Origin of the sequence: Benzoatithermus flavus (assembly GCF_037908215.1) — a bacterium.
Lineage (GTDB): Bacteria > Pseudomonadota > Alphaproteobacteria > Geminicoccales > Geminicoccaceae > Benzoatithermus > Benzoatithermus flavus.
On sequence record NZ_JBBLZC010000002.1, the window covers coordinates 167,992 to 190,823 of the forward strand.

Annotated in this window: 22 protein-coding genes; 8 read left to right on the plus strand and 14 right to left on the minus strand. The window is 70.8% G+C overall.

What is annotated here, in order from left to right; all coding sequences use genetic code 11:
* Positions 1 to 39: 39 nt before the first annotated feature.
* The 3 genes from U1T56_RS03150 (at position 40) to U1T56_RS03160 (ending at position 4,710) form a co-directional block, all read left to right on the plus strand.
* Positions 40 to 1,179 carry a metallophosphoesterase family protein gene (locus U1T56_RS03150; RefSeq protein ID WP_418157982.1) on the plus strand — a complete coding sequence of 380 codons (1,140 nt, stop codon included), beginning with the start codon at positions 40 to 42 and terminating at the stop codon, positions 1,177 to 1,179.
* On the plus strand, positions 1,176 to 3,869 hold the full coding sequence (locus U1T56_RS03155) for an AAA family ATPase (protein WP_418157983.1): 2,694 nt from the start codon (positions 1,176 to 1,178) through the stop codon (positions 3,867 to 3,869). The genes U1T56_RS03150 and U1T56_RS03155 overlap by 4 nt, the downstream gene beginning before the upstream one ends.
* Positions 3,870 to 3,957: 88 nt before the next feature.
* Entirely contained in the window at positions 3,958 to 4,710 is a 753-nt protein-coding gene (locus U1T56_RS03160; RefSeq protein WP_418157984.1) for a glutathione S-transferase family protein, read from the plus strand.
* Here the strand turns inward: U1T56_RS03160 and U1T56_RS03165 are convergent.
* Positions 4,694 to 5,431: a DUF599 domain-containing protein gene (locus tag U1T56_RS03165; RefSeq protein WP_418157985.1), complete on the minus strand. Its 738-nt coding sequence runs from the start codon at positions 5,429 to 5,431 to the stop codon at positions 4,694 to 4,696. The genes U1T56_RS03160 and U1T56_RS03165 overlap by 17 nt on opposite strands.
* Before the next feature lie 56 nt (positions 5,432 to 5,487).
* Between U1T56_RS03165 and U1T56_RS03170 the strand changes: the two genes are divergently transcribed.
* The 4 genes from U1T56_RS03170 to U1T56_RS03185 are packed head-to-tail and all read left to right on the plus strand — an operon-like array spanning position 5,488 to position 8,706.
* A complete protein-coding gene (locus tag U1T56_RS03170) occupies positions 5,488 to 6,231 on the plus strand; it encodes a gamma-glutamyl-gamma-aminobutyrate hydrolase family protein (protein ID WP_418157986.1) in 744 nt (247 codons plus the stop codon).
* On the plus strand, positions 6,228 to 7,049 hold the full coding sequence (locus U1T56_RS03175; RefSeq protein ID WP_418157987.1) for a pseudouridine synthase: 822 nt from the start codon (positions 6,228 to 6,230) through the stop codon (positions 7,047 to 7,049). Before U1T56_RS03170 ends, U1T56_RS03175 begins: the two co-directional genes overlap by 4 nt.
* Positions 7,046 to 7,621, plus strand: coding sequence for a 16S rRNA (guanine(966)-N(2))-methyltransferase RsmD (rsmD, locus tag U1T56_RS03180; protein WP_418157988.1), 576 nt, complete (start codon positions 7,046 to 7,048; stop codon positions 7,619 to 7,621). Before U1T56_RS03175 ends, rsmD begins: the two co-directional genes overlap by 4 nt.
* Before the next feature lie 35 nt (positions 7,622 to 7,656).
* On the plus strand, positions 7,657 to 8,706 hold the full coding sequence (locus U1T56_RS03185; RefSeq protein WP_418157989.1) for a sugar ABC transporter substrate-binding protein: 1,050 nt from the start codon (positions 7,657 to 7,659) through the stop codon (positions 8,704 to 8,706).
* Between the two features lie 567 nt (positions 8,707 to 9,273).
* Here the strand turns inward: U1T56_RS03185 and U1T56_RS03190 are convergent.
* From U1T56_RS03190 to U1T56_RS03250, 13 genes are all read right to left on the minus strand, one after another.
* Positions 9,274 to 10,035 (minus strand): hypothetical protein, encoded by a 762-nt coding sequence (locus U1T56_RS03190; protein WP_418157990.1) that lies wholly within the window; start codon positions 10,033 to 10,035, stop codon positions 9,274 to 9,276.
* Positions 10,036 to 10,332: 297 nt separating this feature from the next.
* Positions 10,333 to 10,713, minus strand: coding sequence for a Na+/H+ antiporter subunit G (locus U1T56_RS03195; protein ID WP_418157991.1), 381 nt, complete (start codon positions 10,711 to 10,713; stop codon positions 10,333 to 10,335).
* A gap of 7 nt (positions 10,714 to 10,720) precedes the next feature.
* Positions 10,721 to 10,990, minus strand: coding sequence for a K+/H+ antiporter subunit F (locus tag U1T56_RS03200; RefSeq protein WP_418157992.1), 270 nt, complete (start codon positions 10,988 to 10,990; stop codon positions 10,721 to 10,723).
* Positions 10,987 to 11,478: a Na+/H+ antiporter subunit E gene (locus tag U1T56_RS03205; RefSeq protein WP_418157993.1), complete on the minus strand. Its 492-nt coding sequence runs from the start codon at positions 11,476 to 11,478 to the stop codon at positions 10,987 to 10,989. Before U1T56_RS03205 ends, U1T56_RS03200 begins: the two co-directional genes overlap by 4 nt.
* Entirely contained in the window at positions 11,475 to 13,010 is a 1,536-nt protein-coding gene (locus tag U1T56_RS03210; RefSeq protein ID WP_418157994.1) for a monovalent cation/H+ antiporter subunit D, read from the minus strand. Before U1T56_RS03210 ends, U1T56_RS03205 begins: the two co-directional genes overlap by 4 nt.
* Complete coding sequence (locus U1T56_RS03215; protein WP_418157995.1) at positions 13,007 to 13,351, minus strand: Na+/H+ antiporter subunit C; 345 nt, start codon at positions 13,349 to 13,351, stop codon at positions 13,007 to 13,009. Before U1T56_RS03215 ends, U1T56_RS03210 begins: the two co-directional genes overlap by 4 nt.
* Before the next feature lies 1 nt (position 13,352).
* On the minus strand, positions 13,353 to 16,214 hold the full coding sequence (locus U1T56_RS03220; RefSeq protein WP_418157996.1) for a monovalent cation/H+ antiporter subunit A: 2,862 nt from the start codon (positions 16,212 to 16,214) through the stop codon (positions 13,353 to 13,355).
* A 125-nt stretch (positions 16,215 to 16,339) separates the two neighbouring features.
* Complete coding sequence (gene ggt, locus U1T56_RS03225) at positions 16,340 to 17,929, minus strand: gamma-glutamyltransferase (protein WP_418157997.1); 1,590 nt, start codon at positions 17,927 to 17,929, stop codon at positions 16,340 to 16,342.
* A gap of 115 nt (positions 17,930 to 18,044) precedes the next feature.
* Positions 18,045 to 18,989, minus strand: a complete 945-nt coding sequence (locus tag U1T56_RS03230) for a serine hydrolase domain-containing protein (RefSeq protein ID WP_418157998.1) — start codon at positions 18,987 to 18,989, stop codon at positions 18,045 to 18,047.
* 287 nt (positions 18,990 to 19,276) lie between these two features.
* Positions 19,277 to 19,735, minus strand: coding sequence for a 23S rRNA (pseudouridine(1915)-N(3))-methyltransferase RlmH (rlmH, locus tag U1T56_RS03235; RefSeq protein WP_418157999.1), 459 nt, complete (start codon positions 19,733 to 19,735; stop codon positions 19,277 to 19,279).
* A 7-nt stretch (positions 19,736 to 19,742) separates the two neighbouring features.
* Positions 19,743 to 20,261 carry a ribosome silencing factor gene (gene rsfS / locus U1T56_RS03240; RefSeq protein ID WP_418158139.1) on the minus strand — a complete coding sequence of 173 codons (519 nt, stop codon included), beginning with the start codon at positions 20,259 to 20,261 and terminating at the stop codon, positions 19,743 to 19,745.
* The gene (locus tag U1T56_RS03245) at positions 20,173 to 20,847 is read right to left on the minus strand and encodes a nicotinate-nucleotide adenylyltransferase (protein WP_418158000.1); all 675 of its coding nucleotides are present in this window, start codon (positions 20,845 to 20,847) and stop codon (positions 20,173 to 20,175) included. Before U1T56_RS03245 ends, rsfS begins: the two co-directional genes overlap by 89 nt.
* A 3-nt stretch (positions 20,848 to 20,850) precedes the next feature.
* Positions 20,851 to 22,131, minus strand: a complete 1,281-nt coding sequence (locus U1T56_RS03250; protein ID WP_418158001.1) for a glutamate-5-semialdehyde dehydrogenase — start codon at positions 22,129 to 22,131, stop codon at positions 20,851 to 20,853.
* Between the two features lie 331 nt (positions 22,132 to 22,462).
* On the opposite strand from U1T56_RS03250, the gene U1T56_RS03255 reads away from it, so the two are divergent.
* Positions 22,463 to 22,825 (plus strand): hypothetical protein, encoded by a 363-nt coding sequence (locus U1T56_RS03255; protein ID WP_418158002.1) that lies wholly within the window; start codon positions 22,463 to 22,465, stop codon positions 22,823 to 22,825.
* Positions 22,826 to 22,832: the final 7 nt, after the last annotated feature.

Genomic DNA, 22,832 nt, shown 5'->3' on the forward strand with positions numbered 1-22,832 from the left:
GTTGATGTGAACGGCGGAATATGGCAGGTAGGCGCCACCATGACGCTCCGCATCCTGCATACCGCCGACTGGCAGCTCGGCAAGCCGTTCCACAACGTTCCGGGCGATGCCGGCGCTCTCCTGCGCGAGGCGCGCTTCGAGGCCGTGCGCCGCATCGCCGATCTCGCCGCCCGCTACGAGGTGGCGGCAGTGCTCGTCGCCGGCGACGTGTTCGACAGCAACCTCGCCGCCGACCGGACCGTGCTCCAGGCCCTTGCCGCCATGCGCGCCTTCCAGGGGCCATGGATCCTCCTTCCCGGCAACCACGACGCAGCGCTCGCCGAGAGCGTATGGACCAGGTTCGAGCGGCTGGGCTGCCCGCCGGGCTGCCGGATCGCCCGTATGCCCGAGCCCGTCACGCTGGCCGACGGCCGGCTCGTGGTCCTGCCGGCACCCCTGACCGAACGCCACACGCTCGACGATCTCACCGCCTGGATGGACGAAGCCAGGACACCGGCCGGAGCCGTGCGGGTCGGGCTCGCCCACGGCTCGGTGGCGGGACGTCTGCCCGATGCGGCCGATGCACCCAACCCGATCGCGGCCGACCGTGCCGTGACCGCACGCCTCGACTACCTGGCGCTGGGCGACTGGCACGGTGCGCTCGAGATCGCACCCCGCACCTGGTACGCAGGCACACCCGAGCCCGACCGCTTCAAGGACAACGGAGCCGGCCACGTGCTTCTGGTGGAGATCGAGGGGCCGGGGGCAGTGCCGCGAGTCACGCGCCTGCCGGTCGCGAGCTACGTGTGGCAGGACCTCGTGGTCGATCTCACCGCGACCGATGCCGGGGACGATCCGGCCGGGCGGATCGACCGGGCGCTCACCACCACGAGCCGGCCCGAGCGGCGCATCGTGCGGCTCACGCTCCGCGGTGCCGTCGACCTCGCCGGGCGACTGGCGGTCGAGGCCGCGCTGGAGCGTTGGCGCGGCGAGCTCTGCCATCTCGAGCTCGAGGACGAGCTCGTGGCCGAGCCCAGCGAGCGGGATCTTCTGCAGCTCGGCGATGCGCCGGTGATCGGGCGTGCCGCACGGGAACTCTCGAGCCTCGTGCGCGCCGGCGATGCCGAGGAGCGGACGGCGGCGGCGCTCGCCCTCCGTTTCCTCTACCTCGAGGCCGGCCGGCTGGAGCGGCGCCGATGAGGCTCCGGCGGATCGAGATCGCGAACTTCAGGAAGCTCGCCGGCCCCGTGGTGCTGGACGAACTCGGGCCCGGCCTCGTCATCGTCTCGGGCGACAACGAGGAGGGCAAGTCCACCGTGCTCGCGGCGCTCAAGGCCGCCTTTTTCGAGCATCACACGGTGGGCGGCGCCATCAGGGAGGCCATGACCCCGCACGGCGGCGGCACGCCCGAGATCGCGGTCGAGTTCGAATGCGGCTCGAGGCGCTACCGGCTGAGGAAGGCCTTCCGCCGCGGCGGCGTCCAGCTCGAGTGTGCGGAGCAACGCTGGAGCGACGACGCCGCCGAGCGCATGCTCCAGGACATTCTCCGCTTCGAGCGGCGGCAGGGGCGGGGCGTGCCGAGGCCCGAGAACGCCGGGCTCCAGGCCCTGTTCTGGGTCGATCAGGCCACCACCTTCCAGGGCTTCGAGCCGGTGGCGGGTGGCCGCGACCGGCTCGCCTCGGCGATCGCGGCCGAGGTCGGCGTGATCGCCGGCGGCGAGCGGGCCAAGACGCTCATCATGCTCGTGCGCGAGCGGGTTGAGACGTTCTACACGCCAAGCCAGCAGCGGGAGACGGGTGCGCTCAGGGCCGCCGGCGAGCAGCTGAGGGTGCTCGAGGCGGAGCGGGAGCAGCTCGAGGCCAAGAGGCGCGACTACGAGGGACGGGTCGACCGGCTCGCCCGGCTGCGCGAGGAGCGCCGGCGCTTCATCGAGCGGGACGACACGGGCCGTGTCCGGGCACGCCTCGACGAGGTGCGGCAGCGACTCGCCGCCTCGCAGGAGCTCGAGCGGAACGCCGGTCTCGCCGCCGAGAGCCTGAAGGCCGCTGCTGCCGAGCTCGCGCGCCACGAGGCGCGGCAGAGGTTGCGGCGCGATCTCGTCGACGAGGCGGGGCGGCTCGAGGCGCGGGCACGGGAAATCGGCCGGCGCGCCGAAGCGGCCGAGCGCGACCTCGACCTAGTCCGGCAGGTGCTCGTGGCTGCCCGTGGGGCCGAGGCGAGTGCTGCCGACGCGCTCGCTCGCGCCGAGCAGGCCTGGGCCGGCGCACGGGACCGGCTGGCGGCGGCACGGCTGCGCGGCGAGACCCAGCGTCTGCACGAGGCGGTGGCACGGGTCCGTGCGGCTCAGGAAGCGGCGGGCCGGGCGCGGGCCTTGGTGGAGGCGAGTCCGGCCACGGGCGAGGCACTCGCCCGCCTGCACGCCCTGCAGGCGCGCCGCGACGAGGCGCGGGCGAGGGTCGAGGCCGGCGCTACCCGCCTCGAGCTTCGCCCCGAGGGCGAGCGGCGGGCGATGCTGAACGGCGAGCCGGTCGATCCCGGATCGGCTTTGCGGCTGACCGGGCGGGCGGAACTCGTCCTCGAAGGGTTCGGTCGGCTGATCGTGGTGCCGGGTGGCGAGGATCTGGCCGAGCGCGAGCAGGCCTGCCGCGCGGCCGAGCAGGCGCTGGCACAGGCCCTCGCCCGGCTCGGCGCGGCGACGATGGCCGAGGCGGAGATCGCCGCCGAGCGCCGGCGCGAGGCCGAGGCCGAGCTGCGCTACCAGGAGAGTGCCGTGCGCAGCCTGCTCCAGGCTTTCGGCGCTCGCGGCGCGGACGAGCTGGTGGCCCGGCTCGCCGGCCGTCGCACCGAGCTCGAAGCGCTCGCCGAGCGCGTGCCCAAGGATACGGCACTGCCGTCGGAGGCCGAGCTCGAGGCCGAAGTGCGCAGCCGCGAGGCCGCACGCACGGAAGCCGCGGAACGGTTGCGCCGCGCGCGTACGAGCCTCGCCGAGGCCGAGGCCAGGGCGACCGAGGCGCTCGCGGCGAAGGCGCGGCTCGACGCCGAGCATCGGGCCGCAGCACGCCAGGCCGAGGAAGTGCTGGAGCGTCTGGCACTCGAGCGGGAGCAGATCGGCGACGAGCAGCTCGCCGCCCGGGTCGAGGAGGCGAGCCTGCGCCGGCGCGCCGCCGAGGAGAGCCATGCCGCTCTCGAGCGCCAGCTCCGCGGTATCGATCCCGAAGGGCTGCGCGAGCGTCTTAGCATCCTCGAGCGCGAGCTCGCCGCCCTCGAGAGCGAGGGACGGCGGTTTGATCGCGACATCCGCGACCTCGAGGTGGCGCTACGCGAGGCCGGGGCCGATGCTTGGGGCGAGCGCCTGGCCGAGCTCGAGGGCGAGATCGCGGCGGCCGTGGCCGAGCGTCGCCGGCTCGAACTCGAAGGCCGGGCCTGGCGGCTCCTGCTCGAGAAGCTCCAGGCCGCCGACCAGGAAGCGCGCGACGCACTCGTGGCGCCGATCGGCGAGCGCCTGCGGCCGCTCCTGCACCGGATCTTCCCGGGGGCGGAGCCCGTGCTCGATCCGGAGCGGCTGGCCCTGACTCATCTTCGCCGCGACGGGGTCGTGGAGGCGTTCGATCATCTGAGCATCGGTGCCCGCGAGCAGCTCGCCGTGCTCGTCCGGCTTGCCTTCGCCCGCCTGCTCAAGGAGCGGGAAGGCGAGGCCTCGTGCCTGATTCTGGACGATGCGCTGGTCTATGCCGACGAGACGCGGTTCGAGGCGATGAAGGCGATCCTGCAGCGCGCGGCTGCGGATCTGCAAATCGTGGTTCTCACTTGCCGCCCGAGAGACTATTTCGGTCTGGAGGCGCGCTACCTTCGGCTCGAGGACTGCAGATCCGACCGCGTGGGTGGTTGAGCCTGGACCAGCCGATGCGGCGGGGCCATAAGGGCGCTGCCATAACGAACGAACTGGGGGACCGAGCGAGTTGGAGACAGCGCCGGTCATGCGGATGGAGGAGCCCCACGCGGGCATCGTGGCCACGACGATCACCACGCCGGTGGTGGTGGTGCAGTTTCCCGACGTCTGGGGTCGGAACATCAGCCCGTTCGGCCTCAAGCTCGAGGCCTGGCTGCGGCTTGCCGACATCCCCTACACCGTCCAGCCGAGCACCGAGCTCGGCAAGGCGCCGAAAGGGAAGCTGCCCTATATCCGCGACGATGGCCGCACGATCGGCGATACCACCCTCATCATCGAACACCTGAAGGCGACGCGCGGCATCGATCCCGATGCGGGCCTGACGCCGCGCGAGCGGGCCGAGGCGCTGGCGCTCCAGCGCCTGCTCGAGGAGCATCTCTACTTCGCGCTCCTCTACAGCCGCTGGATCGACGAGGCGGGCTGGGCCGTGCTCGAGCCTGTCCTCTTCGGCCGCGTGCCGCTCCCGGCCCGCCGGCTCGTGGCGCGCCACTATCGTCGCCGGATCCTGCGCACCCTGCAGCTCCAGGGCCTCGGCCGGCACCGGTCCGAGGAGATCTACGCCATGGCGCAGGCCGACCTGCAGGCTCTCGCCGATTTCCTCGGCGAACGGCCCTTCCTCATGGGCGAGCAGCTCACCACCATCGATGCCGTCGCCTACGGCTTTCTCGGCAACATCCTCTACGTGCCGTTCGAGACCGAGCTCAAGCGGATCGCCGAGGGCTTCCCCTCGCTCGTCGCCTATTGCGAGGCGATGGAAGTGGGCCTCAAGGGCGAGGACTGAGCTCGGGGGCTCCCGGGACCGCCTCGCCGACCCGGCCTACCGCCGTGAGCGTGTGGGACTTGAACTCGCGGCGATAGGCCACGAGCACGACGAGTGCCGTCAGCACCATGAACAGAAACGGCTGCAGGAACCAGCTCAGCGCGGCGAGCCCGAAATAGAAGGTGCGCATCGCCTTGTTGAAGTGTTCGGCGGCCCGGCTCGCGACTGCGGCGGCGCTCTCGGCATAGGTAAGGCTCTCGGTGCTCGCCGCTCTCGCCGGGGGCGGCGCTCCCCCGATCAGGATGGCGACGTAGTTGAACTGCCGGAGCGACCAGGTGAACTTGAAGAAGGCGTAGACGAACACGACGACGAGGAGCAGCACCTTCAGCTCCCAGACCACGAGCGGGGTGTGGGCGACGAAGGGGAAGTCGGCCAGGACCTGCATCGCCTGCTCGCGCGCCCCCAGGATGGCGAGACAGCCGCCGACGATGAGGACGGCGCTGGAGGCGAAGAAGGCGTTGCTCTGGGTGAGCACCAGGAGCACCTGCAGGTCGGGGATGCGATTCTCACGGGTGAGCATGCGTCGCATCCACAAGCGCCGGTATTCGTGCATCCGGCTCATCAGCGAGGAGCGGCTGCCGGGGGTTCCATCGGCGACGGCGGCGTAGCCGGCCCAGCACAGGACGAAAAAGATCGGGGCCAAGAGATCGGCCCAGCCGATCGTCGCCAGAAGCTCCTGCATCCCGCCCGGCCTCGCTGCTTGCGCGTCATCGCCCGTTCCCCTACCTCTCGTGAGCCATGTCCAGAGCCCTTGCAAGACGTCCGATCATCGGTGTCACTCTCGACAGTGAGCCGCCCGGTGGCTACTCGAAGCTGCCCTGGTATGCGCTCCGCGAGAACTACTGCGACATCGTCGCCCGTGCCGGCGGTGTGCCTATAGCGCTGCCGCACGAGCCCGATCTCGCCCGCGACTATCTCGATCTGATCCACGGCCTCGTCGTCACCGGCGGCGCCTTCGACATCGACCCCGCCCTCTACGGTGCGGGCGAGCGCCATGCGACCGTGACGCTGAAGGAGCGCCGCACGCGCTTCGAGTGGGCGATCACCGAGGGCGCCCTCGACCGCGATCTGCCGATCCTCGGCATCTGCGGCGGCCAGCAGCTCCTCAACGTCGTCCTCGGCGGCACGCTCATCCAGCACATCCCGGATGCTGTGCCGGGCTGCCTTGCCCACGAGCAGCCGAACCCGCGCACCGAGCCCGGCCACGACGTCCTCGTCACCCCGGGAACGCTCCTGCATCGGATCACCGGTGCCGTGCGGCTACCGGTCAACAGCGCCCATCATCAGGCGGCCGAGCGGGTCGGTCCCGGCATCGTCGTGAGCGCCGTCGCCGAGGACGGGGTGATCGAGGCGATCGAGGATCCGGACCGCACCTTCTGCCTCGGCGTCCAGTGGCACCCCGAATACGCGATCAGCCGGGGCGACACCGCCGTGATCGAGGCTTTCGTCGCCGCGGCGGCAGAACGGATGGGCGAACGGTGAGCCAGTCACGGCGACGAGCACCCTCGCGCGAGAAGGGCGGAACCGGGACCGACCCGGATGCGGGCGAGCGGATCGCGAAGCTGATCGCGCGTGCGGGCTTGTGCTCGCGGCGTGAGGCCGAGGCCTGGATCGCCGAGCGTCGGGTCGCGGTGGATGGCATGGTGCTGACGAGCCCCGCCGTCCGGGTCCGCCCGGGCCAGCGGGTCACGGTGGACGGCAAGCTGCTTCCCGCTGCCGAGCCGACCCGCCTGTTCCGTTATCACAAGCCCAAGGGTGTCGTGACCGCCGCCCGCGACCCGGAAGGCCGGACCACCATCTACGACACCCTGCCCGAAGGCCTGCCGCGGCTCATGCCCGTGGGCCGGCTCGACATCAACTCCGAAGGGCTCCTCCTGCTCACGAACGACGGTGCCTTGAAGCGCCGGCTCGAGCTGCCGGCGACCGGCTGGCTCCGCCGCTACCGGGTGCGCGCCTTCGGCGAGGTCGACGAGCGCAGGCTCAAGGCGCTGGCCGACGGTGTCACGATCGAGGGCGTGGCCTACGGCCCGATCCAGGCCCGGCTCGATCGGATGCAGGGCGGCAATGCCTGGCTCACCGTGGCGCTGCGCGAGGGCAAGAACCGCGAGGTCCGGCGCGTGCTCGAGCATATCGGCCTCAAGGTCAACCGACTGATCCGTGTGGCCTACGGACCGTTCCAGCTCGGCAGCCTGCCCAAGCGTGCGGTCGAGGAGGTCTCGCCCAAGGTCCTGCGCGACCAGCTCGGCTCTCTCCTGGACCGCCCGTCGGCGCCGCCGCGTGCCGCGGCCTCCGACGCGTGAGCCTGCGCATCATCGCCGGGCGGCACCGTGGCCGCCGCATCGAGACGCCCAAGGGGCTCGCCACCCGGCCGACGAGCGAGCGCGCCCGCGAGGCGCTGTTCAACATCCTCGAGCACGGGTCGCCGCCCCTTCGCGGCAGCCGGTTCCTCGACCTGTTCGCGGGCAGCGGCGCAGCCGGCCTCGAAGCGCTCTCGCGCGGTGCCGTCGAGGCGCTCATGATCGACCAGGCGAACGCCGCCGTCACGACGATCCGGGCCAATATCGAAGTGCTGGGCGAGAGGGAACGGGCGAAGGTGCTCCGCGCCGACGCCTGCCGGCTGGGTGCCGCACCCCATCCGTTCGACATCGCCTTTCTCGATCCGCCCTATGGCAGCGGCCTCCTCGTCCCGGCCCTCGAAGGTCTCCTCACGCAGGGCTGGCTGGCGTCCGAAGCCGCAATCGTCGCCGAAGTCGCCGCGCGCGAGCCGGTGACGCCGCCGCCGGGGTTCGTGATCCTCGACGAGCGCCGCTACGGGGCGGCGCGCTTCGTGTTCCTGCGCACAACAGCCGAATCCGGCCGCACGCGCTTCTGAGCCACGAGATTGGTGCGTTCGCGCCACGAGCGGCCATGCTCGCGGCCGATGGTACCGTGGCGCGATTGACCCGCCGCCACCTGGCCGCGGATACTACGCCCGTGCAGCTCTACCTGAGAATGGACCCGCGGACGATGCGCAGCGCCTGTCGTCTTGCCCTCGCCATGCTCGTACTCGGCGGCCCGCCCGCCCTGGCGCAGAGCAGGCTCGCCATCCTCGCCCTCGACATGGCGCAGGAGACCACCGCCCGCGCCGCTCGCGCCGCCGAGTCCGCCGCCCTCGACAAAGGCTGGGAGGCCGCGCTCGTCGACGCACACGGCGATGTCGGCGCGCAGGGCAGGAGCCTCGAGACGCTCGTGCAGCAGCGCAGGACCGACGCCGTGCTGCTCGTCCGCACGCGCCCGGGCGAGCTGCGCCCGTCCCTCGAGGCGGCACGGAGCGCCCATGTTCCGGTGGTCTCGGTGATGTCCGGGGTCGATCCGCTCACGGCGCTCGACGTCACCGTGAACCAGTTCGAGATCGGGGCCCGAATCGGGGTCCATCTCCTGGGCCTCATGGGTTACGACGGCAAGCTTCTCGTGGAGCGGGCCACGAGCCAGCAGGACACCCGCATCCGCGGCCGGATGCTGGACCTGATCCTGAGCGAGTACCCCAGCGTCCACATCGCCGCGGACCTCGATGCCGATCCGGCCAGGAGCTCGCCGGACGCGCTGCGCGGCATCCTCGAGAGCTGGCTCGGCACCCAGCTCCAGGGGGGAGTCGAGGCGATCTGGACCGCCGTCGACAGCCAGGCCTTCGCCACCGACGACATCCTGCGCGCGAAGGGCGTGCGCCGTGACCAAGTGGTGCTCGCCACCGTCGACGGCGGCCAGGAATCGTTCCGACGCTTGCGCGATCCTGCGAGCCTGCTCGCGGCCACGGTCGTGATCCCTTACGAGCTCATGGGCGAGGCCGGCGTGGATGCGCTCGACGATCTTCTCGCCGGCACGCCCAGGGAGCAGATCACGACCGGGCCGCAGATGTTCGTCGACACCGTCCTGGTCGACCGCGCCACCGTTCCGCCGGAGGACGAATGGCCGTGGTGATGCCGGGCGGAGGCGGAGAGGCTGCCACAGACCGCGCCGTCCCGGCTCGGCCGGAGAGCAGCCGAAGAAAAAACGGCCGGTTCGGAACCGGCCGCTCGAGGAAGATTCAGGGAGGCTGGATGCCCGGCCTGTCCGGCTGGGCAGTCCGGCTCTTGATATAGAGCGAGCTTGTGGCGCTTGACTCGAGGATGCGACACTATGTGTCGGAAGGCATGGCAAGAGCAAGGAACGGACGCCACGTGACGGCAGGGGCGTGGTCCGTCTTGCGCACGAGTGTCGGCGAGAGCGTGCCGCGAGCGGGTCGGCAGGAGTGTTCCCGCTCCGATCGTGACCGGTCTCGGCCCGGTCATCCGGCTTCCTGCCGCGCCGTCTGGATGGGGCCGGCTCGGAGGCCGGCCACGACAGCGGGGAAGCGCTCCTCTCGACCCGCCTGAGGACGTCGCTGGTATCCTGCTCCGGAAATCTGCGCCGAAGCGATGGGGCCGAGGTGGAGAGCCGATGTCCTGCAGCCGCTCGACGCATGGGCGGTAGACGAGGCTTCGTCGCGCGCTTCGGAAGCGCGGCACCCTAGCCGAAGCGGATCGTCAGGCTGATGCCACGCCACTGCAGCTCGCGCAGTAGGGCGAGCACGAAGCAGGCGATGCCTACCATCTCCAGCGTCTCCTCGATGATCGCCTCGATCTGGAACGGGTAGCTCATTCGCGGCCAGTGCTCGAGGATCTCGCTGCCGATCGCCTCGAGGCCGATCGCGCCTCCCAGGAAGATCACGCCGGCCAGGATGAAGAGCCGGGCCGTCTCGGGACGGATCCTGAGCAGGAACGGCAGGAAGGCGAGGCCGACGAGGATGGCGCCGCCGCCGCCGACCAGCACCCAGGCGGCGGCGAAGCCGGGCTCGTGCAGCACCCCGCGCACAGGACCATTGAAGAGCTCGTGGAGCGAGGCACCTTCGTCGAGCGCCAGAAGGACGAATCCCATGGCAAGGGCGGTCCAGTGATGGCGCAGGGGCGAAGCGCGCCGCCGCTCGTCGCGCGCCACCACCGCGAGCAGCGCCGCTGCCGCGAGCAGGCCCATGGTGCTCGCCATGGTCGGCACGTTGTTCTCGCGGTCGAGATCGAAGAGATGGCGCAGGCCGAACAGGTACTCGCGGTGGAAGCTGAGCGCCGCGACGACCACGATCGTGCCGGCAAGAGCGAGCAGGGCGATGATGGCGAGATGCCAAGCGAACACCGTGGCCGGCCGCAGTCGCAGGTCGTCCGGCATCGCAGCCGTGCCGGCCGGCAGCTCGGATGCAGGTGGGACGGTGCCGTGGAACGGCGCAAGCAGCGTCATGGTCGAAGGCCCTCGCAAGCACCGGTGGTGACCGCCACCGGATTATCACGAAGTGCCTGCGCAATCGTTGACGCGCCGCCGATGATCGCCGACCTCCGATATTCCGGTACAGACTGCCGCATTGCCGGGTCAGGCGGCATCTGCGATGAGAAAGCATCTGGAAAGAAGTTGGACGACCGGCTGCGACGGGCCAGGCTCGCAGCAGCATGAGCCGATTGTCAGAGCCGGCCTCTCATTGTGGGGCACCTCAAGCGGATAGTGAGCAGGCTCGGGCGGCTTCGGCCGCCCATTCCTTTTTCAATCCGCCTCGCTGGTGCCCGCTCCGGCATCGAGGGTGGCCCAGCCGGTCGGACGTCCGGTCGGCGGCAGCCGGCCGGCCTCGGCCCGGTTGCGCAGGATGTGCGCCTTCGCGAGCATGTGAGCACTGACGGGAGCGCTCAGGAACAGGAACAGCGCGATCAGGAGTTCGTGCAGCGAGAGTCGGCCCAACGTCGCTGCGGCATGGGTCATGGAGGCGAGCAGGATGCCGCCCACGCCCAGCGTCGTGGCCTTGGTGGGCGCGTGCAGGCGCTGCATCAGGCTCGGCAGCTTGGCGAGCCCATAGGAGCCCATGAGGAGAAAGAAGCTGCCGGCGAGAAGCAGAAACGCCGTCAGAAGCTCGAGCAGGGTTTCCGTCATCGCTCGCCTACTCGATCACGTTGCCGCGCAAGAGATACTTGCAGAAGGCGACCGTCGAAACGAAGCCCAGCATCGCCATGACGAGTGCCGCCTCGAAGAGCACGGCGGTGCCGAGCGCCATCCCGAGCAGCACCACGAGGGCAATCGCGTCGACGACCAGCGTGTCCAGGGCGAGCACGCGGTCGAGCACGTCCGGTCCGGCCGCGAGGCGGTAAAGGTTGAGCAGGAAGGCGAGCGCCGTGACGGAAAAGGCGATGGCGAGCGTCGCTTCGATCATGTGAAGATCTCCAACAGTCGCGCCTCGTAGCGCGTCTTGATCCCGGCCACGAGCGCATCCGGGTCCGGCACGTCGAGCGCGTGGACGAGAAGAGACCGGCCGTCGGCGGAAAGCTCGGCGCTGAGCGTGCCGGGAGTGAGCGTGATGGTGGCGGCGAGCACGGTGATCGCCTCGGGCGAGCGCAGCGCCAGGGGTACCGTGACGTACGTGGATCGCAGGCTGGCGTTGCGGCGGAACAGGACCAGACGCGCCACCTGCAGGTTGGCGGCCACGATGTCCAGAACCGCCACGAGCACATATTCCAGCACCCGATGCGGGCGACGCAGGCGTGGCCGGTCGGGCCAGAAGGGCTGCGTCACCAGCGGCACCACGAGCCCCAGGACGAGGCCAGTGACGAGACTGCCCGGACCGATCTCGTTCACGAGCGCCACCCAGACCAGGGCGAGCGTCAGGCTCAGGGCGGGATGCGGCAGGAGACGGGCTCTCACTGGATCGTCCCTTCGTCAGCGAGCCGTGCCGGGCCCAGAACGGCCTCGATATAGACCGAAGGCGTGAAGAGCTGGCGCGCGGTCGCCTCCATCGTGGCGATGGTGGGGCCGGCGAAAGCCGCGAGCAGCATCGGTGCCGCGACGAGGGCGGCGGCCGCGCACAAGGCGGCGCGATCGCCGGGCCCGTGCGAGGGCTCGGCCGCGGCCGGCTCCCGCTTCCAGAAGACGGTGCTGCCGGCGCGCACGAAGCCCACGAGCGCCGCGAGGCTCGTGACGAGTATCGTCGCCCACAAGACGGTCCGGGCCGGATGCGCCGCGAGGACCTGCAAGATCAGGAGCTTGCCGATGAAGCCCGAGAGCGGCGGTAGGCCCACGGCGGCGATCGCGGCGAGGAAGAACAGCCCGCCCAGAAGATCGGCCTCGACGAAGCCCGGTGCCGCCACGAGCCCGTCACCGGCGGCACCCCGCCGGCGCGCCACGAGATCGGCGAGGAGGAAGAGGGCGGCACCCGTGAGCGTGCTGTGGACGAGGTAGTAGAGGCCGGCCGCCGTGCCCGCCTCGGTGAGCAGGCCCAAGGGCAGGAGCAGCATCCCGACCGAGCCCACGAGCGCCCAGACGGCGAGTGCGGTCAGGCTGCGGCTCGCGAGAACGCCCGTCATGCCGACGACGAGCGTGAGCGCGGCTGCGGGCAGGACGAAAGGCAGGGCGATCCGGGCCGCCGCCCCGGCGGCGTCGCCGAAGACGAGGATGTAGACGCGCAAGATCGCGTAAGCGCCCACCTTGGTCATGATCGCGAACAGCGCCGCCACCGGAGGTGAGGCCGCGGCGTAGGTGCCGGGCAGCCAGAAATGGAGCGGGACGAGGGCACCCTTGATCGCGAACACGACGAGCAGCAGCACGGCGCTCAGGCGCAGGAGCGCCTGATCGGCCTCGGGTACCGTGGGCACGCGCAAGGCCAGGTCGGCCATGTTGAGCGTGCCGGTGACGGCATAGAGCAGGCCGACCGCGAGCAGAAAGAGCGTCGAGCCCGCGAGGTTGACGGCGACGTATTTCAGGCCCTCGGTGATCCGCCTGGCACCGGCGCCGTGGAGCACGAGGCCGTAGGAGGCGATCAGCAGCACCTCGAAGAAGACGAAGAGATTGAAGATGTCGCCGGTGAGGAAGGCGCCGTTCAGGCCCATGAGCTGGAACTGGAACAAGGCGTGGAAGTGCCGGCCGCGCCGGTCCCAGAAGCTGGCGGCGGCGTAGAGGGCGACGAGCATTGCGAGGACGCTCGTGAGCAGCAGCATCAATGCCGACAGCCGGTCGAGGACGAGGACGATGCCGAACGGTGCAGGCCAGTCGCCGAGCCGGTAGGAGCGCGGGACCCCGTCGCCCGCGAGCAGCCACAGGCCGAGAGCGACGGCGAGAAGCGCGGCGGTCGATGCGAGCGAGAACACCCGCTGCAGGACGAGATCGAACCGGGCGGCCGTGACGATGAACGTCGCCACGAGCGCCGGCAGGACGACGGGGACGACGAGCATATGGCTCAAGGCGCATCCCCCTCGGATCGGACGCGTCCGTCCACATGATCCTGGCCGGTCTCGAGATAGCCGCGTAGGGCCAGGACCACGAGGAGAGCGGTCATCCCGAACGAGATGACGATGGCAGTCAGCACCAGCGCCTGGGGCAGAGGGTCGGTGTAGCCCGTGGCCTCGGGATCGAGGATCGGCGGCCGGCCCACGGCGAGGCGGCCCATCGCGAACAGGAACAGGTTGACCGCGTAGGACAGGAAGGTGAGGCCCAGCACCACCGGAAAGGTCCGGGCGCGCAGGATCAGATAGACCCCGACCATCGTCAGCACGCCGACACCGCTCGCCATCAGAAGCTCCATCTCAGGCCTCCTGCCTCGTCGCCGCCTCGGCAGGCCCGGTTTCCACCAGCACGATGTCCATGGACACCGAAGGTGGCTCGTGCGGCTCGGCCTTGCGGCCGATGGCGGCGAGCTTGGCGAGGGTCAGCATGACGACGCCGACGACGGTCAGGAACACGCCGAGATCGAAGGCCATGGCGGTGGCGAGCTCGATCTCGCCCAGAAGCGGCAGATGGAAGTGGCCGTGGCTGCTCGTGAGGAACGGCCGGTCGAAGTACCAGGCGCCGATCCCGGTGAGCCCCGCCACCAGCACGCCGGCTCCGATCAGCGCATGATGGTCGAGCGGGAAGCGCTGCTCGGCCCAGGCGAAGCCGCTCGCCATGTGCTGCATGATGAGCGCGGTGCCGATCACGAGCCCGGCGATGAAGCCGCCGCCGGGCTGGTTGTGGCCGCGTAGGAGGATGAAGAGGCCGACCGTCAGCGCGAGCGGCAGCAGCACCCTGGTGACGACGACCAGGAGGAGCGGATGCGCTTCCCTAGCCTCGAGGCGCCCGGGCAGGCCGGTCAGGCGCTGGCCGGAAGCGCCGCTCAAGGCGCTTTCCAGGAGCGCTGCGATGGCGAGCGCCGCGATGCCGAGGACGATGATCTCGCCGAACGTGTCGTAGCCGCGGAAGTCGACCAGGATCACGTTGACGACGTTGGTTCCGCCTCCGCCGGGTTTGGCCTCCGCGAGATGGAAGGTGGCGATGGTGGCGGAGGGATCGCGGGTGAGGACGGCGTAGAGCGCGGAGCCGATGCCGAGCCCGCAGGCGCCGGCGATCCCCAGGTCGCGGGCGGAACGCCGGGCGGAAGGTTCGGGCGGGGTGGTCTGCGGCAGGTAGTTGAGCGCCAGCAGCATGAGGATGGTCGTCACCACCTCGACCGAGAGCTGGGTGAGCGCCAGGTCCGGCGCGGAGAAATAGACGAAGGCGAGCGAGACGACGAGGCCCACCACGCTCGTGAGGACGAGCGCTACGAGCCGGTGCCGGTGCCGGACGAGGACGGCAAGAGCGGCACCGACCGCCAGCAGCCACAGCGCGAGCGCCGGGAAGCTCATGGGCAGCAGCCGGCGGTCGCCGGGCGTGTGGTTGCCGCTCAGGAAGCCGAAGATGCCCAGCGCCAGCATGACGAGGATGGCCGCGAGCAGGCTGCGCTGGAGCGAGCCATCGTGGAGCCGCTCGGTCGTGAGCCGTGCCGCCGCGACCGCGGCCCCGACCGTGCGCTCGAACATCGCCTTGGCCTCGGGCCGAGGCAGGCGCAGCCGCAGCGCCTGGATCGGCCGGAAGGCCAGGAACAGGAGGAAGCCGCCCATGAACGCCACGGCGCTCATCAGGAGCGCCGGCGTCGGCCCGTGCCAGAGCGCCAGATGATAGTCGGGCAGCTCGCCACCGGTCACCGCCGCGGCGGCGAGATCGACCACGGGCTCGGCGAGGGGTGGTGCGATGCCGATCGCAACCACGGGAATCACGAGGATCGCCACCGGCAGCCACATGCCGGCCGGAGGATCGTGCGGCCGATGCGGGTAGTCGCGGCGCACGGGCCCGAGGAAGACGTGGCCGACATAGCGTGCGGCGTAGGCCACCGAGAGGAGGGCTCCTGTGGTCGCGAGCACCGGCACGAGCCAGGGCAGGCCGGCATAGTCCGTATGCGCCGCGGCCTCGAGCATCATCTCCTTCGAGAGGAAGCCGTTGAGAAGGGGTACCCCCGCCATCGCGGCGGCGGCGATCGTGGCTAGCGTGCCGGTGATCGGCATCAGCCGCAGGAGGCCGCCCAGCCGCTTCGCGTCGCGCGTGCCGGCCTCGTGGTCGATGATGCCGGCGGTGAGGAAGAGCGCGGCCTTGAAGGTGGCGTGGTTCAGGATGTGGAGCACGGCCGCGACCGCGGCAATGCGCGTGCCCATCCCGAACAGCATGGTGACGAGCCCGAGATGGCTCACGGTCGAGAAAGCGAGCAGCGCCTTGAGATCGTCCTTGAACAGCGCGATCCAGGCCCCCACCAGCATGGTGACGAGGCCCGTGCCGGTCACGATCAGGAACCAGGCTTCCGTGCCGGAAAGCACGGGCCAGAGCCGGCCGAGAAGGAAGATGCCGGCCTTCACCATCGTCGCGGAGTGGAGATAGGCCGAGACCGGCGTGGGTGCCGCCATGGCGTGCGGCAGCCAGAAATGGAACGGGAACTGGGCCGACTTGGTGAAAGCACCACCCAGGATCAGGAGCAGCGCCGGCAGGTAGAGCGGCGAGGCGCGGACCAGCTCGCCGCGGACGAGTATCTCGGACAGGCGCCAGGAGCCCGCAGCTTCGCCCAGGAGCAGCATCCCGGCGACGAGGGAGAGGCCGCCGGCCCCGGTCACGATCAGCGCCATGCGCGCACCCTGGCGCCCCTCGGGCAGGTGGCGCCAGTAGCCGATGAGGAGGAACGAGGCGAGGCTCGTGAGCTCCCAGAAGACCAGGAGCAGGACGACGTTGTCGGCGAGCACGATGCCGAGCATCGCTCCCTGGAACAGCAGGAGATAGGCGTAGAACCGGCCCATCGGGTCGTCGCGGCCGAGATAGAACCTGGCATAGACGATGACGAGCAGGCCGATGGCGAGGATCAGGAAGGCCATGAACAGACCGTAGCCGTCGACCAGAAAGGCGAGCTCGAGGCCGAGCTGCGGCGCCCAAGACACGGCGGCCGCGACCGCCTCGCCGCGAAGCACGGATGGCGCCTGGACCAGAAGGAGGGCCAGGGCCGCGAGCGTCACGCAGAAGGTGACGGCAGCGCACGTGTTGCGGCCCGCCCGGATCACGAGCGGCGGCAGGACGGCACCGAGGAACGGCAGGAGCGCGATCAGGGCGAGACGCATCGGATCCGGCAGCAGAAGGTTGTCGCGGGATCGGCCCCGTCCGCCTCGCGGTCCGACCGATGATCCCGACGACCGAGATAACGCATGCGAGCCGGAGGTCAAATCTGCTGCCGGCTTCTCGTATCTCAGAAGCCCAAGGCCAGCCCGTCCTTGCGCGGGTCGGAGCCGCCGATCAGAACCCCGCGCCGGCGGTCGACCAGGATCACCTGGCCGCCACCCAGCGGTGCCTTGGTGTCGACGACGCGATGGCCGCGCGCGATAAGGCCGGCCCGTGCGGCCCGCCCGATCCCGGCCTCCGCCTCGAGGTCGCAGGGATAGGCCATGATCCGGGGCGCATCGAGGGCTGCCTGCGGATCGAGCCCGTCGTCGACGAGGCGGGTGATCAGGTGGGCGTGGCCCACGGGCTGGTAGTCGCCACCTATGACGCCGAAGCTGCACCAGAGCTCGCCGCCCTTGAAGGCGAGGCCCGGAATGATGGTGTGCATCGGCCGCTTGCCCGGTGCTATCGCGTTCGGGTGCGCGGGATCGAGCCGGAAGGCGCGGCCCCGGCTGTGGAACAGAACACCGGTCTCGGAGCAGACCAGGCCCGAGCCGAAGCCGTCGTAGAGCGAGTTGATGAAGGAGATGGCGTTGAGATCGCGGTCGACGACGGTGAGGTAGATTGTATCGGGATGAGGCTCGAGCAGCGGCCGGGGCAGCTCGGTCATGGCCCGCTCGGGGTCGATGCGCTCGGCCAGCGCTCTGGCGTAGGCCTTGTCGAGGAGCCGCATGGTCGGAACCTCGGCCTGGGCCGGATCGGCCAGCGCGGCGTCGCGGTCGCGAAACGCGAGCTTGGTCGCTTCGGCCAGAAGATGGAGGCGCAAAGCACCATCGCCCGCCATCTGGCGGGGATCGAACCGCTCGAGGATGTTGAGCAGCAGCAGCGCCACGATGCCCTGCCCGTTGGGCGGGCACTCGTAGACCACCACGTCGCCGCGATAGGTCGTGTGGACGGGGGTGACGAACTCGGCCGCGGCCGCCGCGAAGTCGGCCTCGGTATGCAGGCCGCCGGCCGTCTGGAGCGAAGCCACCATGCGCGCCGCGAGCTCGCCTTCGTAGAACACGCGCGGGCCTTCGTCCGCGATCCGGCGCAAGGTGCGGGCGAGGGCCGGCAGGCGCACGATCCGGCCCTCCTCGGGCGGCCGTCCGCCCGGCAGGTAGTAGTCGCGGCCGCCCTGGCTGTACTCGAGCGTGGCGGCATGGCGCCGCCAGTCCCAGGCGACCCGCGGTGTGACGGGGAACCCGTCCTCGGCGCAACGGATCGCGGGCTGCAGCAGCTCGCCCAGCGTGCGGGTGCCGTAGGCGTCGAGTAGCGCCGCCCAGCCCGCGACAGCACCGGGCACGGTGACGCTGTGCGGGCTGCGGTTCCCGATCGTCGTGACGCCGAGGCTCGCGAGCCGCTCGATCGTCATGGCTGCGGGTGCCCGGCCGGAGCCGTTCAGCGCCACCACGCCGCCCGAGGCCGGGGCATAGAGAGCGAAGCAGTCGCCGCCGATCCCGGTCTGGTGCGGCTCGACCACGCCCAGCACGGCCACGGCGGCGATCGCGGCATCGACCGCGTTGCCGCCGGCGCGCAGCACGTCCACGGCCACGAGCGTGGCGAGCGGATGCGAGGTCGCCGCCATGCCGTTCTGGGCATAGGCCGTGGAACGGCCTGGAAGCTCGAAGTCGCGCATCGGGGCCTCGTCCTCTCCTCGCGCCGGCGTCATCGGGCGAAGCCCGCCGCCAGCCTCTCACCGCGAGCTTAGCCCGGACGCCGTGCGCGAGGGAGGGCGATCGGGAGCGGATCCGTCAGCCGGCGGCTGCCCCGGTCACCTTGGCGAAGAAGGGCTGGATGGTCGTGAGCTTGCCCCAGGAGTCGTTCCATGCCGGTCCGGCGCGGACCACCACCAGATCCCGGCTCGGCACGACCAGGATGAAGCTGTCGCCGAGGCCCCAGCCCCAGAAGGCGTCGCCCGGCACCCCGGCGAGGATACCCGCGCTGTTGTTCCACCACAGAAAGCCGTAATCCTCGGGCGCGCCCGGATATTTGCTCGGGTCGTAGAGCGGCAGGTCGCGGAGCGCGGCCGGCGTCGTGCCCACCTGCGCGGCGTAGCCCGGCGGCAGGATCTGCTTCGTGCGCCATCGGCCGTCGCGCGCCACGAGGAGCCCGATGCGCGCCATGGCGTCGACCGAGGCGGAGATGCCCGAGCCGAACTCCCGGCGCAGGAAGCCACGCAGCGTGGTCGGCCGATAGATGTTCTTGCGCCAGCTCAGCATCGACGTGGCGACGCCGAGGTCGCCGAGGACGCGCTTCTGCAGCACGGTCTTGAGGTCGCTGGCGTAGAGGACGGTGAGGAGATCGGCGAGCCAGTTGGGACCGCCGTCGCTGTAGGACCACTTGGTGCCGGGCTGGAACAGGAGCCTGCCGAAGCCGCCCGTCTTCTCGAAGCCCGCCGTGTGGGTGGCGAGGTGTCGGACCGTGATCAGCGGCAGCCAGCTCCTGGTGGAACTGTCCGTGGGCGTGACGTCGATCTCGGGCAGGAGCGGCCGCACCTTCGTGTCGAGCTGAACCTTCCCGTCCTTGATCGCGAGCCCGAGAAGCACGGAGCCTATCGACTTGGTGGTGGATTTCAGATCGTAGAGCTGCGTCTGGCTGCCCCAGCTCGCGACCTGATAGCCGCTCCGGACGATCAGTCCGGAGCCTCCGCGCGCCGTGCCATAGGCCACCGCGTCCGCGAGCGCTTGCGGGTCCATGCCTACCTGCTCGGGTCGCGCCGTGGCCCATGTGCTTCCCGGCCAGACGAGGGCTGGCGTCACCGTCTGGGAATGGGCCCGTGTCGCGGTGTGTCCCAAAGCCCATGCCGATCCCATGCCGGCCAGCACCGACCGGCGATTCATCCGCGCAGCACCCGTCATCGTTCCACCCCCAAGGAGACCTTCGGGAAGTTAGAGGACGAGCAGGCGCTCTCGGGCGAGCACGAGCCTTTCCGCGCATCGCGGTACGTGCCGTACGGGCACATCGGAAGGTGAGGGTGTGATGATCAGGCGCGGTGGTAGGGATGGCCAGCGAGAATGGTCGTGGCACGGTAGAGCTGCTCGGCCAGCATGACGCGCACGAGGCGATGCGGCCAGGTCATCCGACCGAGGGCGAGGCCGAGATCGGCCGCCCGCAGCACGGACTCGGCGAGGCCGTCGGGCCCGCCGATCAGAAACGCCGCCGCGCGTCGGCCCTGGTCGCGCCAGTCGCCGAGCCGCTCGGCGAAGGTCTCGCTGGTCAGGTCGCGGCCACGCTCGTCGAGCGCCACGACGATGGCACCCGGCGGGATCGCGGCGAGCAGGAGCCCGGCTTCGGCCGCCTTGCGCCGCTCGGGCGGCACATTGCCGCGCGGCTGGACCTCGATCAGGCGGATCGGCCAGGGACAGCGCCGCGCATAGTCCCGGAACAGCCCATCCGTGAGCGCGTCACGGCTGCGCCCGACCGCGACGACGAGGAGATCCAACGGCGCTTCAGCTCGACGCTGTGCCGGCGGTGCGGCGCGGCGGCGCCACCGACCAGAGCTTCTCGATGTCGTAGAAGGCGCGGGTCTCGGCGCGGAACAGATGGACCAGCACGTCGCCCGCGTCGATCAGGATCCAGCTCGCGGTCGGATCGTCCAGGCCCTCGGCCAGTGCGTGCTCGTGACCCACCGCCTTCAGGCGCTCGATCAGCTTCTCGGCCATGGCCGCGATGTGGCGCTGCGAGGTGCCGGTCGCCACCACCATGAAGTCGGCGATATTGGTCTTGCCGGCCAGATCGATGGTGACGGGGTCGATCGCCTTGTCGTCCTCGAGGGAGCGCTTGACGAGCGTGAGCAGCTCGTCGGGAGGAAGGGCGGCTTCCGATACGGGCGTGCCGGTCGGTTCGAGCTCGTTAATGATCCGATCTCCTCTGCCACCATCAGCCGCCGCCGGCTTTTGCCCGCGCCCGAATCGCGGTCGCGGAGGCCGGATGCGGCCGAAGACGGACGAATATCCAGGCCGGCGGATCGGTGGCCGCGAGCTCCGCCGCCCGCGACGCCGACAGCCGGGCATCGGCCAGGGTGCCTGCAGCAGGCCCGGCCAACGCCCGGTAAGAATAGGGGGCGCGCTCGAAGACCGCAACCGGACAGGCCTCGAGGATCGCCCGCCAGTGTCGCCAGCGCGGGAGCTGGGCGAGATTGTCGGCCCCCATCAGCCAGACGAAGCGGTGATCCCGCCACTGCGCGAGGCGGCGCAGCGTGTCGGCGGTGTAGCGCGTCCCGAGCCGCGCCTCGAGCGCCATCGCCTTGATCCGGGGATGGCGCGCCATGGCGGCGGCGGCCCTGAGCCGCTCCGCGAGCGGCGCCATGCCGGCCACGGGCTTCAAGGGGTTCTGCGGCGAGACCAGCCACCAGACCTGATCGAGTTGCAGCCGCTTCAGGGCCTCGAGGCTGACGTAGCGGTGTCCCTCGTGCGCCGGGTTGAACGAGCCTCCCAGCAGCCCGACCCGCAACGGACGATGGGACGGTGCGGCAGGAGGTTCGGCCTCGGCCGGCGGAACGGTGAGCCGTGCCACCGGCCGCCGCAGGGTCCTGGGCTCGGACAGGCCCGTCATCGTTCAGACCGGCCGGGTCTGGCCGCTGCCGCGCACGACGTACTTGTAGCTCGTGAGCTGCTCCACGCCGACGGGGCCCCGCGCGTGCAGCCGGCCGGTAGCGATGCCGATCTCCGCGCCGAAGCCGAACTCGCCGCCGTCAGCGAACTGGGTGCTCGCGTTGTGCATGACGATGGCGCTGTCGACCTCGGAAAGGAACCGCGCCGCCGCCGCCGCATCCTCGGCGACGATGCTGTCCGTGTGGTGCGAGCCGTAGCGGTTCACGTGCGCGATCGCCTCGTCGAGGTTCGCCACGGTCTTCACCGCCAGGATCGCGTCCAGATACTCGGTGCGCCAGTCCTCCTCGCTCGCCGGCGCGGCGCGCGGCTCGAGCCCTTGGACCGTCTCGTCGCCCCGGATCGCGCAACCGGCCGCGATCAGGGCGTCCAGGACCGGCGGCAGCAGCCGCTCCGCTGCGGCGCGGTCGACGAGCAGCGTCTCGGTGGCGCCGCAGATGCCCGTCCGGCGCATCTTGGCGTTCAGCGTGACCTCGACCGCCATCTTCGGATCGGCGCTCGCGTGGAGATAGGTGTGGCAGTTGCCCTCGAGGTGCGCGAGGATCGGGATCCGGCTCTCCGCATAGACCCGCTCGATCAAAGAGCGGCCGCCGCGCGGCACGATGACGTCGATGTGCTCGCTCATGCGCAGCATGATGCCGACTGCGGCTCGATCCACCGTCGGCACGAGCTGGATCGCGGCCTCGGGCAGGCCGGCTGCGGCCAGACCCTCCTTCAGTCGTGCCACGATGGCGCGCGAGGAGTGGAAGCTCTCCGAGCCGCCGCGCAGGATCGCGGCGTTGCCGGCCTTGAGGCAGAGCGCGCCGGCATCGGCGGTGACGTTGGGACGGCTCTCGTAGATGATGCCGACCACCCCCAAGGGCACGGCCACGCGCGCAATGTCGAGCCCGTTCGGCCGCCGCCAGCGGGCGAGCTCGCGCCCGACCGGGTCCTCGAGCCCCGCCACCGCCTCGAGCCCCTGCGCCATCGCCTCGATCCGCTTGGGATCGAGCATGAGTCGATCCAGCATGGCGCCGCCGAGGCCCTTGCTGCGCGCCGCCGCCATGTCCTGCGCGTTGGCGTCCAGAATCGCCGCCCGTTGGTCGCGCAGCGCCGCCGCTGCTTCGAGAAGGGCGCGATCCTTCGCCGGTCGCGGTGCCAGCGCCAGAGCCTGCGCGGCCGCACGCGCCGCGCGACCCAGGGCCTGCATCTCCTGCTCCAGCGAGAAATCCTGAAGAACCGTTGCCATGGCGCTGCCTCGTCGGGAAAACCGCAAGCGGCGGCTCGTATAGCGAAGCCCGTGCTTACCAGCCGGAAGGCCGTCGGCCAAGCTCGGGCGGAACGGCAGCCCGGGGCCGGACGCCGGGCAGGGTAGCGGAGCCGCAGACCCGGCCGGAGCCGCAGCCTCGGCTGCCGCTTCCACGAGCAGCCTGCCTCTTTCCTGATCACGCCATCGAGTGCCGTGCCCGAGAAGGCGGCACCGGGCGTTGGCACGCTGCTTGCTTTGCCACGCCCGCGTCACGGAACGAGGTCGGCGCCGCCCGAGTGGCCTTGGTCCGACCATTCGCGGGGGATCCGCCATGCGACCCAGGCTGCTGCGCCGCCTGTTTCCGGAGCATTCGCTTCGGCTCGCCATCGCCCCGCCCGGCCTGCCGGGAGCGCCCGAGGAGTTGTTCGCGGCGACCGACCATGCCTGCTGGTTCGGTGTGGCCGACCACGGTCGGCTCGAGGAGCTCCTCAGGGCCTATCGGATTCCGATCTCCCGTGCCGCCATGGACGGCCTGCCGATCGTCCTGGCGCTGCAGAGCCACGAGGATGCGCTCGCGGCCGAGACCTGGCTCCTCGAGCTGCGGCCCGATTGGGAGATGCGCTATTCGGTCGAGCTTCTCGACGCCTTCGAGGCGCTGGGCATGATCCCGAGGCTGGCGACCCTCGCCGCCTGAGCCGGCG

What these genes read in the sequence shown, in the direction of transcription:
- U1T56_RS03150 (WP_418157982.1), top strand. Translation starts at nt 40, where the DNA reads ATGACGCTCCGCATCCTGCATACCGCCGACTGGCAGCTCGGCAAGCCG.
- U1T56_RS03155 (WP_418157983.1), top strand. Translation starts at nt 1,176, where the DNA reads ATGAGGCTCCGGCGGATCGAGATCGCGAACTTCAGGAAGCTCGCCGGC.
- U1T56_RS03160 (WP_418157984.1), top strand. Translation starts at nt 3,958, where the DNA reads ATGCGGATGGAGGAGCCCCACGCGGGCATCGTGGCCACGACGATCACC.
- U1T56_RS03165 (WP_418157985.1), bottom strand. Translation starts at nt 5,431, where the DNA reads ATGCAGGAGCTTCTGGCGACGATCGGCTGGGCCGATCTCTTGGCCCCG.
- U1T56_RS03170 (WP_418157986.1), top strand. Translation starts at nt 5,488, where the DNA reads ATGTCCAGAGCCCTTGCAAGACGTCCGATCATCGGTGTCACTCTCGAC.
- U1T56_RS03185 (WP_418157989.1), top strand. Translation starts at nt 7,657, where the DNA reads ATGCTCGCGGCCGATGGTACCGTGGCGCGATTGACCCGCCGCCACCTG.
- U1T56_RS03190 (WP_418157990.1), bottom strand. Translation starts at nt 10,035, where the DNA reads ATGACGCTGCTTGCGCCGTTCCACGGCACCGTCCCACCTGCATCCGAG.
- U1T56_RS03195 (WP_418157991.1), bottom strand. Translation starts at nt 10,713, where the DNA reads ATGACGGAAACCCTGCTCGAGCTTCTGACGGCGTTTCTGCTTCTCGCC.
- U1T56_RS03200 (WP_418157992.1), bottom strand. Translation starts at nt 10,990, where the DNA reads ATGATCGAAGCGACGCTCGCCATCGCCTTTTCCGTCACGGCGCTCGCC.
- U1T56_RS03215 (WP_418157995.1), bottom strand. Translation starts at nt 13,351, where the DNA reads ATGGAGCTTCTGATGGCGAGCGGTGTCGGCGTGCTGACGATGGTCGGG.
- U1T56_RS03220 (WP_418157996.1), bottom strand. Translation starts at nt 16,214, where the DNA reads ATGCGTCTCGCCCTGATCGCGCTCCTGCCGTTCCTCGGTGCCGTCCTG.
- ggt (WP_418157997.1), bottom strand. Translation starts at nt 17,929, where the DNA reads ATGCGCGACTTCGAGCTTCCAGGCCGTTCCACGGCCTATGCCCAGAAC.
- U1T56_RS03230 (WP_418157998.1), bottom strand. Translation starts at nt 18,989, where the DNA reads ATGGACCCGCAAGCGCTCGCGGACGCGGTGGCCTATGGCACGGCGCGC.
- U1T56_RS03245 (WP_418158000.1), bottom strand. Translation starts at nt 20,847, where the DNA reads ATGACGGGCCTGTCCGAGCCCAGGACCCTGCGGCGGCCGGTGGCACGG.
- U1T56_RS03250 (WP_418158001.1), bottom strand. Translation starts at nt 22,131, where the DNA reads ATGGCAACGGTTCTTCAGGATTTCTCGCTGGAGCAGGAGATGCAGGCC.
- U1T56_RS03255 (WP_418158002.1), top strand. Translation starts at nt 22,463, where the DNA reads ATGCGACCCAGGCTGCTGCGCCGCCTGTTTCCGGAGCATTCGCTTCGG.